This window comes from Curvibacter sp. EU05-FHT14A10, from assembly GCF_058791075.1.
In genome coordinates, this window is record NZ_JBYTDE010000008.1 from 244,010 (window position 1) to 260,228 (window position 16,219).

Consider the following 16,219-nt stretch of genomic DNA (forward strand, 5'->3'; position numbering starts at 1 on the left):
CCCCGGCACGGCCAGGCTGAGCGCATGATGTTTCGCCTGGGCGGCTGGTCACCCGCGCGCCGTCTGCGCGCCAAGTTTGTGCTGTTGGCCCTGCTGCCCTTGCTGGGGGCACTGGGCCTGATGGCCCTGGCCGTCTCGCACCAGGACCATGAGCTGGCCGAGCGCGAACGCGTGCTGGTGCTTCAGACCTACATGAATGCGCGCCGCGTCGAGCTGCGCCACTACGTGGACCTGGCCGTCAGCACGGTGCGCCCCTTGTATGACAGCGGGTTGACCGATGCGGCCACGCGTCAGCAGGCGATCCAGCGCCTGGCCTCGCTCGACTATGGCAGCGACGGCTACTTCTTTGTCTACGACCTGGACGGCGAGGTGTTGATGCACTCGCGCCAGCCCGAGCTGCTGGGCCGCAACCTGTGGAACCTGCGCGACCCCCGGGGCCAGCCCACCATCCAGCACCTGATCGCCCAGGCCCGCAATGGCGGCGGGTACGTGGAGTACCTGTGGCAAAAGCCCTCCAGCGGCAAGATGGTGCCCAAGCTGGGCTACGTGGTCGCGCTGCCGCGCTGGCACCTGATGCTGGGCACCGGCCTGTACCTGGACGACATGGACGACACCCTCACCCAGCTCGATCAGCAGGTGCGCGGCAACATCAGCGCCACCCTGTGGTGGATGCTGGGCATTGCCGGCCTGGCCCTGCTGTGCCTGAGCGTGAGCGGCCTGTGGCTGAACCTCAGTGAGCAGCGCATTGCCGACCAGAAGCTGCGCCTGCTGGCCCAGCGCCTGGTGCGCTCGCAGGAAGACGAGCGCGCCCGGCTGGCCCGCGAGCTGCACGATGGCAGCAGCCAGACCCTGGTGTCGACCAAGCTGCTGCTCGAATCGGCCCTGCACGCGGTGCAGCACGGCGGGCCGCCGCCTGAGCACAGCCTGCATCAGGCCCTGGCCCGCCTGGGCGACAGCCTGACCGAGATCCGGCGCCTGTCGCACCGCCTGCGCCCCGCCATGCTGGACCGCCTGGGCCTGCCGGCCGCGCTGGAGCAACTGGTGGCCGAATGGAGCGAGGCCAGCGGCGTGGCCGCTCAGGTCTTTGTGGGGCCCCAGGTGCCCGAGCTCAGTGAAGAAATCAAGACCGCCCTGTTCCGGGTGGCGCAGGAGGCCCTGGCCAATGTGGCCAAGCACGCGGCCGCCCAGCAGGTGCAGCTGAGCCTGCTGGCCGACGCTGCGAGCCCGGGTGCCGGCCCCACGCTGCACCTGCAGATCAGCGACGACGGGCGGGGCTTCGAGGCCGAGCGCCTGCACCACGATCCGCAGCAGGGCATCGGCCTGCGCAACATCCGCGAACGCATGGCGGCGGTGGGTGGCTCGGTGGAGTTTTTGAGTGCGCCAGGGCAGGGCACCCAGCTCGATGCCCAGGTGCCGCTGAGTCCGGCGGCCCCCGGCCCCGGTGCCGGCCCCCGTTTCAATCAGGAGTCAGAAGGATGAGCGAATCGGAAGTGCGCTTGCTGCTGGTGGACGACCACCCCATGGTGCGCGAGGGCCTGCGCGCCCGCCTGAGCCATGTGGCGCAGTTCACGGTGGTGGACGAGGCCGGTTCGGCCGCCGAGGCCCTGCAAAGCCTGGCGCGGCACGACATCCACCTGGTGCTGATGGACATCGGCATGAAGCCCGTCAACGGCATCGAGCTGACGGCCCAGGTGCTGGCGCGCTGGCCGCGCCTCAAGGTGCTGATGTTCAGCATGTATGACAACCCCGAATTCGTGCAGCGTGCCCTGCAGGCCGGCGCCAGCGGCTACCTGCTGAAAGACGCACCGGCCGACGAGATCGTGGCCGCGATCGGCGTGGTGATGAGCGGCGCCACCTTTCTGAGCCCGGGGGTGGCGGGCCGCTTGTTCCGCAACGACCAGCCCAAACCCCTGCTGTCACCCCGCGAGGCCGAGGTGCTGAGTGCCCTGGGGCGCGGCGAATCCAGCAAGCAGATGGCGGCCCGCCTGGGCCTGAGCTTTCGCACGGTCGAGGCGCACCGCCAGAGCATCAAGCGCAAGCTGGGCATCGAGGGCCAGGCCGAGCTGATCAAGTACGCGGTGGAGCATGCGGGCGATCATTGATCGCTGCGTGATCGCTGCGTGATGGCTGCTTCATGTCTGGGTGATGGCCGCGTGTCAGTGCTGCAGGGTCTCCTCGATGGATCGGGCGGTGTCGCAAAGGGCCTCGGCAAGCGCCCTCAGCCTGGGCTCTGTCAGCGGGCGTGAGCGCAGAAGCCCGGCGTTGAGCACATAGGTGCGCCCTTCGTGCGGCGCTTTCACCGCGGTGGCCAGTGCGGTGATGTCGGCCTGGAAATCACTGGACCCACACCAGCCGTTGGCCCGATAGAAATCGACCGCCTGTTGCGCTGCGTCTTGGTACAGGCTGAATTCCTCAGGCTGATGCAGGCGCAGTCGATTCAGGGCCTGTACCCGTTGCGTGGGTGAGGCCTGGCCCAGCCAGGCCCGGCCCATGGCGGTGCGCAACAAAGGCATGGGGGCGCCGATGTCGGGGGGGCGCAAACGTTCGTCAGCTTGCCACACCGTCTCGACATAAATCATGCTGGATCGGTACTCCAGCCCCAGCGACACGGCGGCCCCCAAACGTCTGGAAAGGTTCAGCAACATCACCCGCGCGTCGCGCCTCAGGCGCAGGTCATTCAACAAGGCCTGGGTTGGCGTCAGGGCTGCCCAGCCCAACTGGTAGCGGACAGGCTGTTCACTGCGTTGCAGGAAGCCCCGCTCGCACAGGGTGTGGGTCAGGCGCACGACCGTCTGGGGCGAGACGCCCAGCCGGTCGGCGATTTCCCTGTTGCCCAGTTCCCATTGGCCGGGCTCAAAAAGGCTGAGCAGGTCCAGGCCGGCGCTCAGCGTCTGGGCCGAGGGATGCCGAAGGCGGGGCCTGGGTTTGGGCGCCGCACGGCGGGCGGCATGGAGGGGGGCTGGCCTGGGCGCCCCCTGCTCGTTCCAGCAGCGCTCGATGTGTTGCGCGAGCCGGCCTAGATTCGCCCCCGGTGTTGCCGGAAATGATGGGGCGTCGCACCTGGACCTGGGCAGCCCCAGGTTGAGGATCAGGCGCTGACCCAGGACCTCGATGTTCAGCGGGGTGGCCAGGGCGTGGACATCACTCAACCACTCGCCTGCCGAGATGCAGAAGCCTTGGCCTTGAAGCTGGCGCACGGCCTCGTGTCTGCGCGCTTCGAACTGGGCGGGGTCGAAGGGCTGCTGGCGGCTCAATTGAAGCCGCAGGTCTTGCAGCTCGTCAGTGCGGGCGCTGGCCAGCCAGGCCCTGCCCATGGCGGTGGCCAGCATGGGCAGCTGGGCACCCACTTCGGGATTGAACTGGGCGGGGTCACTGCCTCGAACGGTTTCGACATAGATCATCCGATGGCGATCGCGCAGCCCCAGGGACACGGAGGCGCCCCAGGCCTGGGCAAGCTGCAGCATGGCCGGGCGGGCCAGTTGTCGCAGACCCCATCGGGCCAGCAGCGGATAACCCAGGCTCAGCGCGCCCAGGCCCAGCCGGAAGCCCCGCTGGGGGGCGCTGTCGTCAAGCAGCCCCCGGCTGAGCAGGGCCAGGGTCAGGCGCGAAATGGTGGCCTTGGAGAGCCCGGTTCGCCGGCTCAGTTCGGTATTGCTCAGCGCCGTGCCGGCCTCGCAGAGGGCTTCCAGCACATCCAGGCCATGGCCCAGGGAGGACGCCATGCGCGGGTCGGCCACGCGTCTTGTCGTGCTGAGAGGGGGTTCTGCCGGCATGCGTTCAATATAGCGAAACAAAGCTGGAGCGTCGTCGGTCTCAGCCCTAGTCTCCCGGCAACGGCCTCCTTTCGGCGGGCTGTCGGAACGGAGACACCATGTTCAAGCGGATCGCAGCGATGGCCCTCGCTGCCGGCACATTGCTGGCACCTCACCAGGCCATGAGCCAGGCGCCCCCCTGGCCCAGCAAGCCCATCAAGATCGTCGTCCCCTTTGCCTCTGGCGGATCGGCTGACCTGCTGGCCCGCCTCGTGGCCGAGGACATGCGCCAAAGCCTGAAACAGCCCGTGGTCGTGGACAACCGACCCGGCGCAGGCGGGAATGTCGCGGGGGAGATGGTCGCCAAGGCAGCCGCTGATGGTTACACCCTGTTGCTGGCAGCCACCGGCCCGGTGGCCATCAATCCGAGCCTTTATCCCCGAATGGGGTTTCGCCCCGATGTCGATCTGGTTCCCGTCACTCAGATCGTTCGTGAGCACAACTTGATGGCTGTTTCAGCCCGCTTGCCGGTCAGCGATCTCAAGTCGTTTCTGGACTACGCCAAGGCGCGATCTGACCGCCTTTCCTTTGGTTCTCCGGGCAACGGAACGCCTGCCCATCTGGGGGGTGAACTGCTGAATCAGAGGGCCGGCCTGTCGTTGATCCATGTGGCCTACAAGGGGACCGGCCCTGCCCTGAATGACCTGATGGGTGGGCAGATCACGCTCATGATCGACAACATGCCCGCGTTGCTGCCCCAGGTGCGCACCGGCCGATTGCGTGCCTTGGGCGTGGCCAGTGACCACCGCGCCTCAGGGGCGCCGGACATTCCCACGGTCGACGAAGCGGGCTTGCCCGGATTCCGATCGACAGCCTGGAAGGGCTTGATGGCCCCCGCCGGGACGCCCCCCGAGGTGGTGCGACGTGTGCAGGAGGCTGTGGCCCAGGCCTTGTTGCGCCCCGAATTGCGCAAACGCCTGATCGAACTCGGGGCCGAGCCGGTCGGCAGCAGCCCTGAGGCCTTTGCCAAGGTGATCGCCGAGGACACCCGGACCTGGGGTGCCTTGGTCAAATCGACGGGAGCGCGCATTGACTGATGCCCTCGAACCTGGCGTGCGCGGTGAAGGCCCCTTGAGCGGTCTGCGCATTCTTGACATGGCGACCGTGGTGGCCGCACCTTTTGCCTCCAGCCTGTGCGCCGATCTGGGGGCCGAGGTGGTCAAGCTTGAGCTGCCCGATGGCAGCGATCCCCTGCGGTCACTGGCCCCGGTCGAACCCGGGCATGCCCTGTACTGGAAGGTGCTCAATCGCGGCAAGCGGGGCATCACGCTGGATGTGCGCAAGGAGCAGGGACGCGAGTTGTTTCTGCGATTGCTGCCCCAGTTCGATGTGCTGGTCGAGAACTTTCGCCCCGGCACGCTGGACCGCTGGGGTTTGAGCTTGCCTGTCCTGCATGCCCGGCAACCTCGGCTGACGGTGCTGCGGCTGACCGGCTTTGGCCAGACCGGGCCTGACGCGAATCGGCCGGGCTTTGCCCGCATCTTCGAGGCCATGAGTGGTCTGGCCCACCTCGCGGGTGAAGCCGACGGCAGTCCCCAGCACTTGAACTTTCCTTTGGGCGACTCCATGGCCGGGCTTTTCGCCGCGTTCAGCCTCGCGGCCGAGGCCGCCTATCGGCAGCGCCACCCTCAGGCGCCGGGCCGTGAAATCGATCTGTCGGCCACTGAGGCGCTGCTTCGGGTTCTGGAACCGTTGGCCGTCGAGCGTGAACGCCTGGGGCTGGCGCGGGGGCGCATGGGCGCAAGAGCCGGCTACACAGCGCCCTCGAACGTGTACCGCACGCGGGAGGGGGCCTGGGTCACCTTGGTGGGCACATCGGACCCCATTTTCCGCAGGCTGTGCTCCGCCATGGGCCGGCCTGAGCTGGGGGCCGACCCTCGTTTCGCGACCAACCCGGCCCGGGTTGAGAACCTGCAGGTGCTGGATGCCTGGGTCGCTGAGTGGTGCGCTTCGCAAACCTTTCAGCAACTGGCCGAGCGGCTGCGTGAGCAGGATGTCCCGTTCAGCAAAGTCAACTCGATCGACGATGCGCTGCAGGACCCTCACTTTTTGGCCCGAGGTGCTTTTGTGCGTTTGCCAGATCCGGAGTTGGGCTCGGTCCCCGCGCCGGCCACGGTGCCCCGTATCACTGGCTTTCAGCCGCCGCTGCCACGCACCGGCCCCTCGGTCGGTGAGCACAACCAGGTCCTGTATCGGGGCCTGGGGCTCAGTGACGAGGACCTGACGCGCCTGCGTGACGAGCGCGTCATCTGAGTGTTCTCCTCCTGTTTTTTTCTGCGTCCATTCCACCCATCAACCCAGTGAGTCCACCATGATCCGAGATCCCCAAGCGTTTTCCCAAGCCCTGCAATCCATCGAGCGCTTTGTGCGTGAGCGCCTCATTCCGAGTGAGGCCGAGGTGGAGGCCCAGGATGAAGTGCCGCCGCATCTGGTGGCCGAGATGGCGAGCCTGGGCTACTTCGGCTGGTCCATTCCGGAAGAGTGGGGTGGCCAGGGCATGACGACCGAAGAGCTGGTGCTGGCCGCCATGGCGTTGTCCCAGGCCTCGGTGGCTTTCCGGGCCCGGGTGGGGACCAACACCGGCATTGGTTCGGAGGCCCTGGTGGCCGATGGCAGCCCAGAGCAGAAGGCCCGCTACCTGCCCCGTCTGGCCAGTGGTGACATCACGGGCGCATTCGCCTTGACGGAGCCCGAGGCCGGCTCGGATGCCACCGCGCTCAAGACCCAGGCATTGCGCTCCGGCAGCGATTACATCCTGAACGGCAGCAAGTGCTTCATCACCAACGCGCCCCTGGCGGGCCTGTTCACCGTGCTGGCCCGCACCGACCCCGAGCAGGCCGGTGCGCATGGCATCTCGGCCTTTCTGGTCGAACGCGACACGCCGGGCCTTCGTACCGGGCTGCCCTACAAAAAAATGGGACAGGCGGGCTCCCCGGTGTCCGAGGTGCACTTTGACCATTGCCGTGTTCCGGCCGCGAACCTGATCGGTGGGCGTGAAGGGCAGGGCTTCAAAACGGCCATGAAGGTGCTCAACAAGCAGCGCATCCACTTGGCCGCCCTGTGTACCGGCCCAGCCATCCGCATGCTGGAGGAGGCCATCCGCTGGACCACGCAGCGGCGTCAGTTTGGTCAGCCCGTGGCGCAGTTTCAGCTGGTGCAGGCCCTGATCGCGGATTGCCAGACCGACATCCAGGCCGCCCGGGCCCTGATCCTGCAAACCGCACGCGAACGCGATGCGGGCGAGGACGTGAGCCTGCAGGCCTCGATCTGCAAATACTTTGCCTCGGAGATGTGCGGCCGGGTGGCCGACCGCTGTGTGCAGATGCTGGGCGGCAGCGGTTACATCCATGGCCACCCGATCGAGCGCTTCTACCGCGACGTGCGTCTGTTCCGCCTCTACGAAGGCACCAGCCAGATCCACCAATTGAACATCGCCAAACGCACACTGGCGTCTTTCGAGGCCCGGCAGGGGCGTCTGTGATCAGGACTCGGTGATCAGGGTTATCCATTAGGTGTTGCCGCGTGCGCACCCACGTGGTGCGACGGATGCGGCGGCCCGACCTGCTCTGGACAATTTCCGCACCGCGGCGCCGTGCCCCCACAGGGGCGGCGCCGGCCTTCTCATACAACGGAGACCTGCATGGAATTCTTGAAACGCCACCTGCCGTGGCTGGCCGTGGCCTTGCTCGGCACCTGGGGCCTGGCCACCCTGGCCCTGAGCCGCGGCGAAGCCGTCAGTGCCACCTGGCTGGTGATGGCTGCGATCTGCGTCTACCTGATCGCCTACCGCTACTACAGCCTGTTCATCGCCGACAAGGTGCTGGGCCTGGACGCCACGCGCAACACCCCGGCCTGGCGCCACAACGACGGGCTGGACTTTGTGCCCACCCACAAGCACGTGCTGTTCGGCCACCACTTTGCCGCCATTGCCGGCGCTGGCCCCCTGGTGGGCCCGGTGCTGGCCGCCCAGATGGGCTACCTGCCTGGCCTGCTGTGGATTCTGGCGGGCGTGGTGCTGGCCGGCGCGGTGCAGGACTTCATCGTGCTGTTCATCTCGACCCGACGCGACGGCCGTTCGCTGGGCGAGATGGTCAAGCAGGAGATGGGCAACGTGCCCGGCGTGATCGCGCTGTTCGGCGCCTTCATGATCATGATCATCATCCTGGCGGTGCTGGCCCTGATCGTGGTGAAGGCGCTGGCGCACTCGCCCTGGGGCACGTTCACGGTGATGGCCACCGTGCCGGTCGCGCTGTTCATGGGCTTTTACGTGCGCTACCTGCGCCCGGGCCACATCGGCGAGGTGTCGGTGATCGGCTTTGTGCTGCTGATGGCGGCCATCGTGGGTGGCCAGGCGGTGTTTGAGAGCCCGGTGTGGGGCCCGTATTTCGACTTCAGCCCCGAGGCGCTGACCTGGATCCTGATCGGCTACGGCTTTGTGGCCTCGGTGCTGCCGGTGTGGATGCTGCTGGCCCCGCGTGACTACCTGTCGACCTTCCTGAAGATCGGCACCATCCTGGCGCTGGCCGTGGGCATCGTGGTGGTCAACCCCACGCTGGCCATGCCCTCGATCACCCAGTTTGCCCAGGGCAATGGCCCGGTGTGGGCGGGTGACCTGTTTCCCTTCCTGTTCATCACCATCGCTTGCGGTGCGGTGTCGGGCTTTCATGCCCTGATCTCGTCGGGCACGACGCCCAAGATGCTGGAGAACGAAACCCAGGCCCGCTTCATCGGTTACGGCGGCATGCTGGCCGAATCCTTTGTGGCCGTGATGGCCCTGGCCGCAGCCTCGGTGATCGACCCCGGCATCTACTTCGCCATGAACAGCCCGGCCGCCCTGGTGGGCAACACGCCCGAGGCGGTGGCCCAGACCATCTCCACCTGGGGCTTTGTGATCACGCCCGACGTGCTGATCCAGACCGCCAAGGACGTGGGTGAGAACACCATCCTGGCACGCGCCGGCGGCGCCCCCACCCTGGCCGTCGGCATGGCCCACATCCTGCACCAGGCCGTGGGGGGCCAGGCCATGATGGCCTTCTGGTACCACTTTGCCATCTTGTTTGAAGCCCTGTTCATCCTGACCGCGGTGGACGCCGGCACCCGCGCCGGCCGCTTCATGCTGCAAGACCTGCTGGGCACCTTCGTGCCCGCCCTCAAGCGCACCGAATCGCTGGGCGCCAACCTGCTGGCCACCGGCCTCACCGTGGCGGCCTGGGGCTACTTCGTCTACCAGGGCGTGCAAGACCCGCTGGGTGGCATCAACACCCTGTGGCCGCTGTTCGGCATCTCCAACCAGATGCTGGCGGCCGTGGCCCTGATGCTGGGCACCGTGGTGCTGTTCAACATGAAGCGCGAGCGCTACGCCTGGGTGACGGCGCTGCCGGCGGCCTGGCTGCTGGCCTGCACCCTGTCGGCGGGCTGGCTGAAGATCTTCTCCAGCGATGTGAAGGTGGGCTTTCTGGCCCATGCCAACCGTTATGCCGACGCCCTGGCCCAGGGCCAGGTGCTGGCCCCCGCCAAGACGGCAGCAGCCATGGCCCGGGTGATCTTCAACGACCGCCTGGACGCCGGCCTGTGCGTGCTGTTCATGGCCGTGGTGCTGAGCACCCTGGTCTACAGCGTGCGCGCCTGCCTGCGCGCCCGCGGCCAGGCCAGGGACCAGACCCGAGAAGTGCCCTACCAGCCCCTGCCGGCCGAGGCCCGGGCATGAGCGCAGCGCCCACCACCGCAGCGGCGCCCGCCGCCGCCAGCCCGCTGCTGGAGGCCGGGCGCTACATTGCCCAGTCGTTTCGCCTGATGGTGGGCCAGCCCAGCTACGACACCTACGTGGCCCACCGCCAGCGCACCCACCCCGGCGAGCCGGTGATGAGCTACGAGGCCTTCTTCCGTGAGCGCCAGGAGGCCCGCTACGGGGGCGGCAAAGGGCGAATGGGGCGTTGTTGCTGAGATTCTTCAAAAGGCCCAAAAAACCCTGCTAGAATTCGAGGCTCGACAAACGGCGCTAAGCCGAATGTCAAAAAATTCAGCTCTGCGGTCTCGCGCAGAGCGGCTTTCAAAGCTGGCCAAACTGGCATTGAAAGTTTCGGGACCACGGAGAGATGGCAGAGTGGTCGAATGCGTCGGACTCGAAATCCGATATACAGTTATGCTGTATCGAGGGTTCGAATCCCTCTCTCTCCTCCAGTGATACTTCCGGATACGTCCGGATGAGTCCTAAAAACCCCGTCTTCCCAGAGGAGACGGGGTTTTTTTTCGTCCATTTGCGTCCGGATGAGGACGTTTGAATCCACGACTTTTGAGGGGCAGAATTGGGGGCAATTGGGGATCAACCCCCTGATCCCCAAAATTTTGCCCCCTCATCCATGCCCATCACCGAGCTGCAATGTCGAAAAGCCACCTGTCCACCTGAGCGCCCCCGGGTGCGGTTCACCGATGAGAAGGGCCTGTATCTGGAGGTTTCCAAGGCTGGCGGTAAGCACTGGTACATGAAGTACCGGGTTGATGGTGTAGAGAAGCGCCTAGCCGTTGGGTCCTATCCAGAGGTATCGCTTGCAGAGGCGCGTGAGGCCCGTGACGGGGCTAGAAAGCTGCTTGCTGGGGGTGATGACCCTATGGAGGTCAAGAAGGCTGCCAAGGCCAAGCGAGCGATTGGCCTTGAGAACACTTTCCAAGCTGTCGCAAAGAAATGGTTCGACCATTGGAGCGACGGAAAAAGCGCCCGCCACGCCGACTATGTTTGGCGCAGGCTGGAGACGGATCTATTTCCTGAAATCGGAAAGCGACCCGCCGAAGAGATATCAGCCCGTGACCTGACCCAGTTGGTGAAGAAGGTGCAAGACCGTGGGGCAATTGATCTTGCCCACCGGCTGCTGCAGACCTCTGGCCAGATCCTGCGGTATGCCGTTGCTCATGACCTGGTGGAGCGAAACCCTGCTGCCGACATCAAGCCCTCAGACGTTTTGAAGGCCAAGCGTAAGCAGAACTATGCACGGGTGCCTGAAAAGGATCTGGGCGAGCTGCTGCGCCGGATTGAGGCCTACCAGGGCGGCCCATACACCCGGATGGCGCTGAAGTTGATGTGCCTGACCTTTGTTCGAACCAGTGAGCTGATCAAGGCCCGATGGATCGACTTCGATCTGGGGGCAGAAGAGTGGCGAATCCCCGGCCGCGTCAATGATGAGTCTGGTGAGAAGGTCTATGGGATGAAGATGGGAACGGTTCATATTGTTCCGCTTTCTGCGCAAGCCATTGAAGTTCTCAGGTCTTTGAAAACATTATCTGGTGAGCGTGAATTGCTTTTTCCTGGTGAACGGGATCATTCAAAGCCCATGAGTAATAACACCATATTGAAGGCACTTGAGCGGATGGGATACAAGGGCCAGATGACAGGCCATGGATTCCGTGGTGTGGCTAGCACGATCCTTCATGAACAGGGGTTTCCTCATGAACATATCGAATTGCAACTGGCGCACCAGGAGCGTAACGCCGTATCTGCTGCGTATAACCATGCCTTGTATTTGAAGGATCGTCGCACCATGATGCAGGCTTGGGCAAACCATCTTGATGCATTGCGCCGGCAGTCTTAACGGAAAACCCTTCTTTCGATAGTTGTTTCGGTGGGGCTGAAAAGTGCTTGACTTTCGTGTGGCGTCTGTGGCACATTTCTCATGCCCACTAGGTGGGTGGTGCGTAAGAACACCTTTCGATTAGCGGTTAAACCTCCCCGATAGCGAGGTTTTGTCACGTCTATGCTTTGGCGGGCTCTGTTTCGGGCCTGCTATGTGGTTTTCGGACGGGATGGCCAAAGCGGTAACGCCTGGCGCACGTCTAATCGCGTGTTCTTAACATCCCGTCCACCAGCTTTGCGTAAGAACATGGCTGGTGGGTTTCAGTCTCGATTAGGAGCTTGACCCATGACCACGGTTTCCACCGAGGCCAGCCGCTGCGCTGCGCCGTCTTCCTGCCCATCTTCGGGCACTCTCGATCTCAACCAACTTCATGCCCGTGCAGTGAACTCGCTGCGGATGGCGCTTTGGTATCTCAACCAAGTTGAAACCAATGCGCCAGGGGCCAGCCGCAAGGCCGTGCAGGCCCTGGCTGCTATCAATGCCATGCGCTCGCTCAGCCTGGGTGCTGCTGCCAACGATGGGAGGGCCTGAGCCATGGCGAAGACCATCATTCATTTCGAGATCGATAGCAGTGATCTGGAGCACTGGGATGATCAGTATCTAGCCCAACTCTGGCACATCGCGCAGGCCAATCCGGCACCCCATGGTGATGCAGATGCTTGCGAGTTTGCTGAGCGCGTTGGCCGGGAGATCATCCGTCGATTCGTTAGCAACACCCGTCCAGAACTGTGGCATCACCAGGCGCGTCACGTGGGGAGGGGCTGAGGTATGGCTGGAAAAAGTATTCTGGAGATGGGTGAGCACATCCGCTCAATGGATTGCCGCTCGCAGCTCGGCTTTGACCGGATTCAAGCGTTGGCTGCACTCTCCCAACTCGCGATGCAGGCGCCCGAGGCGCATAGGGGTCTTGAAGTCTTCGCGCAGGTCTTTTCCGTGATTGAAGACCTGGCCTATGAGGCAATGAACGACATCAACAGCGAGGCAGAGCAAGCCGGGCGTTTTCATTTCGATGATGCTGTCAAACGAGCAAGGCACCAGGCCCGCTCTGTATTCCTGCAGTCAAAAATCAAGCATCACCCCGGAAAGAGACGAGAAGCCAAGCAAGAAAGTGGCTGTCCGCAGCCTGCTTAACTGGCTTTTGGATGGGTTTCTTTGAATAACCTCTCGGACATCTAAGGTAACCATCTGTGGTAGGTGATGCGGTTATTCGATTGAAATGGGTGCAATGGCTATTTCACCCATTTGTTGGATCTTGGTTGATTTCCTGATGTTTGTGTTTATTTGCTCGGACTAATGCCTGGGCTCCTATATCACACGTTTGGGATGCTTCCGGGTGGATGCACTACGTTCCGAATGCAAAAAAATATTGTTCCACTTTTTATGGAAATGGAACAACTGTCTCTTCATGATTTCTGGTGTGCGCAAGGCAAAGGCTTCGTCTCCAGACGCTGACCTTTGGCCCCCCGCCAATCTTTGAAGGAGTGAATGTGTCTGAAGTGAATTATTCGAACGTGAAGATGTTGGACCTCGCGCAAGTGGAAACGCGCACGGGCCGCAAGAAGAGTTGGATTTATGCCGCCCAGCGAGACGGCCGGTTTCCTTCGGCTATTCGGTTTTCTTCTCGCTGCACACGCTGGAGAAGCTCGGATATTGACAAATGGTTGCAAGAGCAATGCGAACAGGCGGGGGCTAAATGAAAAGCGTCCACGAAGAGGCCCTGGCGGCCTCACAACGACAAGCGGCCAAGACGCTCAAGCGGGCTTCGGCATTCGCTGCGCTGCACGCGACGGCCAAGCCCTTGTTTCAGCGCGTCATGAAGCGGCCAGGCGGCTCCCCGGTCCTGGTTCGCGTGATTTGGCCAGGGGTGGTGCAGGTGTGTGACCCGCAAACCGGCGACGTCCTGGCCGTCTCTGAGCCCGGGAGGCCTGACCAGCTCTCTGACGGCTATGTGCCTGACCTCGATGAGGGCAGATAAAGGATCAAGATGGACACAGACAAAAAGAAAGCCGCCGGGGTGGTGGAAACACCCGGGGCGGCTAACCAAACTACTAACGAGCGGATTATCAGCCGCAGCGCAGATCAGCGCAAGCCGGTTGCCAGGGCTTCCATGCTGCAGGCCATGGCCCAGGCCGGCCAGGCGCCCTTCAAGGACTTGGACCTGGTGGCTGATGGCCTCTTGCATCGGTATCGGATTCAGGGGGACCGCTCCGGCAGTCTGAACGGCTGGTACGTGCTGCACTCCGAGCCGGTCCCTGCGGGGGCCTTCGGTAGCTGGAAACTGGGGGTGACCCACACCTGGCGCGGCGACGGCGAGCGGCAGCTCTCTGCTGCTGACCATGCAGAAATGCGGCGGCGCCTGGTTGCCATGCGCCAGGCCAGGGAGGCCGAGCGCCTGGCGGTGCAGGCCGAGGTCCGGTCACGGGCTGAAGCTCTTTGGCGAAGGGCCAGGCCGGCGACTGACGAACACCCCTACCTGCGCCGAAAGGGCGTCTCCGCCATCGGCATTCGCTTGCTCAGAGACAAGCTGGTGATTCCCCTGCGGGACTCGGACGGCCTGCTGCATTCGCTCCAGTTCATCCCCCCTGATGGCCTTGCAAAGCGCTTCCTCTCGGGTGGCCGGATTGCGGGCTGCTATTTCGCCATCGGGCGACCGGCGGGGCGGCTGCTGGTGTGTGAGGGGTACGCCACCGGGGCCACTCTCTGGAAGGCCACACGCCAGGCGGTGGCCGTGGCCTTCAACGCCGGCAACCTGCTGCCCGTGGCCGCTGCGCTGCACCGCAAATTCCCCGATCTGACCATCGTGGTCTGCGCGGACGACGACGCCAAAACGCCAGGCAACCCAGGCCTCACGCAAGCCATGGCCGCGGCCCGGGCGGTGGGTGGCTTGGTGGCCGCGCCCAACTTCGCAAGGGGAATCCATGGCTGATGAATCAATCCAGACCATTGAGCCGGGAACCGACTTCAACGACCTGCAAGCCTTTGCCGGGCTGGACGCGGTGCGGGCCCAGGTCGAGGCGGCCCAGCCGGTCGGGGATGCCTTCGCGTCTTTGCCTGAGCCCCTCAACGTGGCGGCGGAGGAATGGCCTCAACCCATGGTGCCGGGCGTGCTGCGCACCCCAGATATACCCACGGGTATTCTTCCTGGCGTGTGGGGGCGCTTCGCGCAAGCCGTCTCAGAGGGCACCCAGACACCCCCTGGCATGGCGGTGATCTGTGCGCTGGGCGTGCTGGGCACCCTGCTGCAAAAGCGCTTCGAAGTGGACACCGGAACGCACCGCGAAGTGCTCGCGCTGTGGGGCGTTTCGGTGAGCCCTTCGGGCACCCGCAAAACGGCGGTCATGAATGCCTTTCAAGAGCCGCTGCTGCATTGGGAAAAGCTCCTGCGCGACCGCATGCGGCGAGAGATTGCCCGCAATGAGGCGGTGAGGTCCACCACGCTCAAGCGCATCGAGTCGCTCAAGCTCCAAGCGGGCAAGGCCGACGACGAGCAGCTCAAGAAGCTGCGCGATGAGATCGAGCGCGAAGAGATGGAGATGCCCGACGAGATCAAGGCCCCCTTGTTGTTCACCGAAGACGTGACCCCGGAGACCCTGCAGCGGCTGCTGTCGGAGAACCGGGGGCGCATGGCGGTGATGAGCGATGAGCCGGGGATCTTCCGCATCCTGGGGGGCCTGTACAACGGCGGAAACGCCAGCCTTGAGGTCTTTCTCAAGGGCCACACCGGCAGCGCCTTGAAGGTGGCCCGGGCCTCTCGGACCGTGTTCGTGGACCGGCCTTGCGTCTCCATGAATCTGATGATTCAGCCCGATCTGGTGGCCGACTTGGCAGGGTCCAGCCAGTTCCGCAGCAGTGGCCTGCTGGCCCGCTTCTTCTACGTGGTGCCCGTATCCAACGTGGGCCAGCGCGATGTGCGCAAGCGCAGCCGCATCACCGAAGAGCTGAAGGCCGAATACAGCGCAGCGGTGATGACCATGCTGGAGGGCTACCCGCCACCAGTTGGCGAGAGCGACAAGCCTGCAGTTCTCCAGCTCGATGAACTGGCCGAAGACCTTTGGCTTGACTTCGCCCAGGAGATTGAAGACCAGCAAGGGGAGGGCGGCTCGTTCGATGCAATCCGCGATTGGACCAGCAAGCTGCCCGGCGCGGTGGCCCGGGTGGCCGCGCTGCTGCAGCTCGCAGAGGGCGGGCTCAGCGCTCGCACGGTGGGCCTGGAGGCCATGGCCAATGCGGTGCGGCTGGCCCGGCTGCTGATCGAGCACACCCAGGCGGCGTTCGGCCTGCTGGGCGCCGATCCGGTGGAGGCCGATGCACTGGCCGTCCTCAAGTGGATCAGGGGCAACGGCCTGGAGGAATTCACACCAAGGCAGGCGCAGCGGGCCATGGATAGCCGCTTTAAGACGGTGACCAAGCTGACAAAGGCACTTGAGAAGCTCGCCCAGCTCGATTGCGTTCGCTCACGCCAAAGGAAGAACCCTGGCGCCCGCTCATCCACCGTGATTCAGGTGAACCCGGCCTGTCTGTCCTGATTGCCCGGTTTGTCTATAGAGATGAAATTAGAACTATTTATTTATATATCAATGACTTACGCCACATATCACTACCCCGGCAGACACACCGACAAACCCGACAAACCGGGGGTGAGCGGTGACCCTGAACAAGACCGAGACGGGCGAGAGATCGCCAGCACTGAAACCGAGAACGTGGGTTCGTCCGGTTTGTCAGTGTGTCAGCGGGGTAGTAGGGGCTGGGGACGTGCAAGCACTCATGCCCTGGGTTTTGGTT

At 64.1% G+C, this 16,219-nt stretch carries 16 protein-coding genes and 1 tRNA gene; 16 read left to right on the plus strand and 1 reads right to left on the minus strand.

Features of this window, described 5'->3' with window-relative positions; genetic code table 11:
* The first annotated feature begins 24 nt into the window (after window positions 1–24).
* Both AC3WUT_RS17405 and AC3WUT_RS17410 read left to right on the plus strand, forming a co-directional pair.
* Entirely contained in the window at window positions 25–1,479 is a 1,455-nt protein-coding gene (locus AC3WUT_RS17405) for a cache domain-containing protein (protein ID WP_492348334.1), read from the plus strand.
* Entirely contained in the window at window positions 1,476–2,102 is a 627-nt protein-coding gene (locus tag AC3WUT_RS17410) for a response regulator transcription factor (protein WP_492348335.1), read from the plus strand. The genes AC3WUT_RS17405 and AC3WUT_RS17410 overlap by 4 nt, the downstream gene beginning before the upstream one ends.
* 54 nt (window positions 2,103–2,156) lie before the next feature.
* Here AC3WUT_RS17410 and AC3WUT_RS17415 read toward each other — a convergent pair whose 3' ends face one another.
* Window positions 2,157–3,722: an IclR family transcriptional regulator gene (locus tag AC3WUT_RS17415; RefSeq protein ID WP_492348336.1), complete on the minus strand. Its 1,566-nt coding sequence runs from the start codon at window positions 3,720–3,722 to the stop codon at window positions 2,157–2,159.
* 149 nt (window positions 3,723–3,871) lie between these two features.
* Between AC3WUT_RS17415 and AC3WUT_RS17420 the strand changes: the two genes are divergently transcribed.
* The 14 genes from AC3WUT_RS17420 (at window position 3,872) to AC3WUT_RS17485 (ending at window position 15,963) form a co-directional block, all read left to right on the plus strand.
* A complete protein-coding gene (locus tag AC3WUT_RS17420; protein ID WP_492348337.1) occupies window positions 3,872–4,849 on the plus strand; it encodes a Bug family tripartite tricarboxylate transporter substrate binding protein in 978 nt (325 codons plus the stop codon).
* Between the two features lie 16 nt (window positions 4,850–4,865).
* On the plus strand, window positions 4,866–6,065 hold the full coding sequence (locus tag AC3WUT_RS17425) for a CaiB/BaiF CoA transferase family protein (protein WP_492348435.1): 1,200 nt from the start codon (window positions 4,866–4,868) through the stop codon (window positions 6,063–6,065).
* Window positions 6,066–6,123: 58 nt separating this feature from the next.
* A complete protein-coding gene (locus AC3WUT_RS17430) occupies window positions 6,124–7,293 on the plus strand; it encodes an acyl-CoA dehydrogenase family protein (RefSeq protein WP_492348338.1) in 1,170 nt (389 codons plus the stop codon).
* A gap of 159 nt (window positions 7,294–7,452) precedes the next feature.
* Window positions 7,453–9,519, plus strand: a complete 2,067-nt coding sequence (locus tag AC3WUT_RS17435) for a carbon starvation CstA family protein (protein ID WP_492348339.1) — start codon at window positions 7,453–7,455, stop codon at window positions 9,517–9,519.
* On the plus strand, window positions 9,516–9,755 hold the full coding sequence (locus AC3WUT_RS17440; RefSeq protein ID WP_492348340.1) for a YbdD/YjiX family protein: 240 nt from the start codon (window positions 9,516–9,518) through the stop codon (window positions 9,753–9,755). The genes AC3WUT_RS17435 and AC3WUT_RS17440 overlap by 4 nt, the downstream gene beginning before the upstream one ends.
* A gap of 146 nt (window positions 9,756–9,901) precedes the next feature.
* Window positions 9,902–9,992: transfer RNA gene (locus tag AC3WUT_RS17445), tRNA-Ser, on the plus strand.
* 179 nt (window positions 9,993–10,171) lie between these two features.
* The gene (locus AC3WUT_RS17450; RefSeq protein WP_492348341.1) at window positions 10,172–11,395 is read left to right on the plus strand and encodes a tyrosine-type recombinase/integrase; all 1,224 of its coding nucleotides are present in this window, start codon (window positions 10,172–10,174) and stop codon (window positions 11,393–11,395) included.
* Between the two features lie 327 nt (window positions 11,396–11,722).
* Window positions 11,723–11,968, plus strand: a complete 246-nt coding sequence (locus AC3WUT_RS17455) for a hypothetical protein (RefSeq protein WP_492348342.1) — start codon at window positions 11,723–11,725, stop codon at window positions 11,966–11,968.
* Between the two features lie 3 nt (window positions 11,969–11,971).
* On the plus strand, window positions 11,972–12,202 hold the full coding sequence (locus tag AC3WUT_RS17460) for a hypothetical protein (RefSeq protein ID WP_492348343.1): 231 nt from the start codon (window positions 11,972–11,974) through the stop codon (window positions 12,200–12,202).
* Between the two features lie 3 nt (window positions 12,203–12,205).
* Entirely contained in the window at window positions 12,206–12,568 is a 363-nt protein-coding gene (locus AC3WUT_RS17465) for a hypothetical protein (RefSeq protein WP_492348344.1), read from the plus strand.
* 386 nt (window positions 12,569–12,954) lie between these two features.
* Window positions 12,955–13,134, plus strand: a complete 180-nt coding sequence (locus AC3WUT_RS17470; protein ID WP_492348436.1) for a helix-turn-helix transcriptional regulator — start codon at window positions 12,955–12,957, stop codon at window positions 13,132–13,134.
* Window positions 13,131–13,412: a hypothetical protein gene (locus AC3WUT_RS17475; protein ID WP_492348345.1), complete on the plus strand. Its 282-nt coding sequence runs from the start codon at window positions 13,131–13,133 to the stop codon at window positions 13,410–13,412. Before AC3WUT_RS17470 ends, AC3WUT_RS17475 begins: the two co-directional genes overlap by 4 nt.
* 9 nt (window positions 13,413–13,421) lie before the next feature.
* Entirely contained in the window at window positions 13,422–14,363 is a 942-nt protein-coding gene (locus AC3WUT_RS17480) for a toprim domain-containing protein (RefSeq protein ID WP_492348346.1), read from the plus strand.
* Complete coding sequence (locus AC3WUT_RS17485; protein ID WP_492348347.1) at window positions 14,356–15,963, plus strand: YfjI family protein; 1,608 nt, start codon at window positions 14,356–14,358, stop codon at window positions 15,961–15,963. The genes AC3WUT_RS17480 and AC3WUT_RS17485 overlap by 8 nt, the downstream gene beginning before the upstream one ends.
* Window positions 15,964–16,219 lie beyond the last annotated feature (256 nt).

Excerpts from the sequence above, each read along its gene's own strand:
- AC3WUT_RS17420 (WP_492348337.1), top strand. The coding sequence starts at position 3,872 with ATGTTCAAGCGGATCGCAGCGATGGCCCTCGCTGCCGGCACATTGCTG.
- AC3WUT_RS17470 (WP_492348436.1), top strand. The coding sequence starts at position 12,955 with ATGTTGGACCTCGCGCAAGTGGAAACGCGCACGGGCCGCAAGAAGAGT.
- AC3WUT_RS17480 (WP_492348346.1), top strand. The coding sequence starts at position 13,422 with ATGGACACAGACAAAAAGAAAGCCGCCGGGGTGGTGGAAACACCCGGG.
- AC3WUT_RS17450 (WP_492348341.1), top strand. The coding sequence starts at position 10,172 with ATGCCCATCACCGAGCTGCAATGTCGAAAAGCCACCTGTCCACCTGAG.
- AC3WUT_RS17410 (WP_492348335.1), top strand. The coding sequence starts at position 1,476 with ATGAGCGAATCGGAAGTGCGCTTGCTGCTGGTGGACGACCACCCCATG.
- AC3WUT_RS17430 (WP_492348338.1), top strand. The coding sequence starts at position 6,124 with ATGATCCGAGATCCCCAAGCGTTTTCCCAAGCCCTGCAATCCATCGAG.
- AC3WUT_RS17465 (WP_492348344.1), top strand. The coding sequence starts at position 12,206 with ATGGCTGGAAAAAGTATTCTGGAGATGGGTGAGCACATCCGCTCAATG.
- AC3WUT_RS17455 (WP_492348342.1), top strand. The coding sequence starts at position 11,723 with ATGACCACGGTTTCCACCGAGGCCAGCCGCTGCGCTGCGCCGTCTTCC.
- AC3WUT_RS17485 (WP_492348347.1), top strand. The coding sequence starts at position 14,356 with ATGGCTGATGAATCAATCCAGACCATTGAGCCGGGAACCGACTTCAAC.
- AC3WUT_RS17440 (WP_492348340.1), top strand. The coding sequence starts at position 9,516 with ATGAGCGCAGCGCCCACCACCGCAGCGGCGCCCGCCGCCGCCAGCCCG.
- AC3WUT_RS17435 (WP_492348339.1), top strand. The coding sequence starts at position 7,453 with ATGGAATTCTTGAAACGCCACCTGCCGTGGCTGGCCGTGGCCTTGCTC.
- AC3WUT_RS17415 (WP_492348336.1), bottom strand. The coding sequence starts at position 3,722 with ATGGCGTCCTCCCTGGGCCATGGCCTGGATGTGCTGGAAGCCCTCTGC.
- AC3WUT_RS17475 (WP_492348345.1), top strand. The coding sequence starts at position 13,131 with ATGAAAAGCGTCCACGAAGAGGCCCTGGCGGCCTCACAACGACAAGCG.
- AC3WUT_RS17460 (WP_492348343.1), top strand. The coding sequence starts at position 11,972 with ATGGCGAAGACCATCATTCATTTCGAGATCGATAGCAGTGATCTGGAG.
- AC3WUT_RS17405 (WP_492348334.1), top strand. The coding sequence starts at position 25 with ATGATGTTTCGCCTGGGCGGCTGGTCACCCGCGCGCCGTCTGCGCGCC.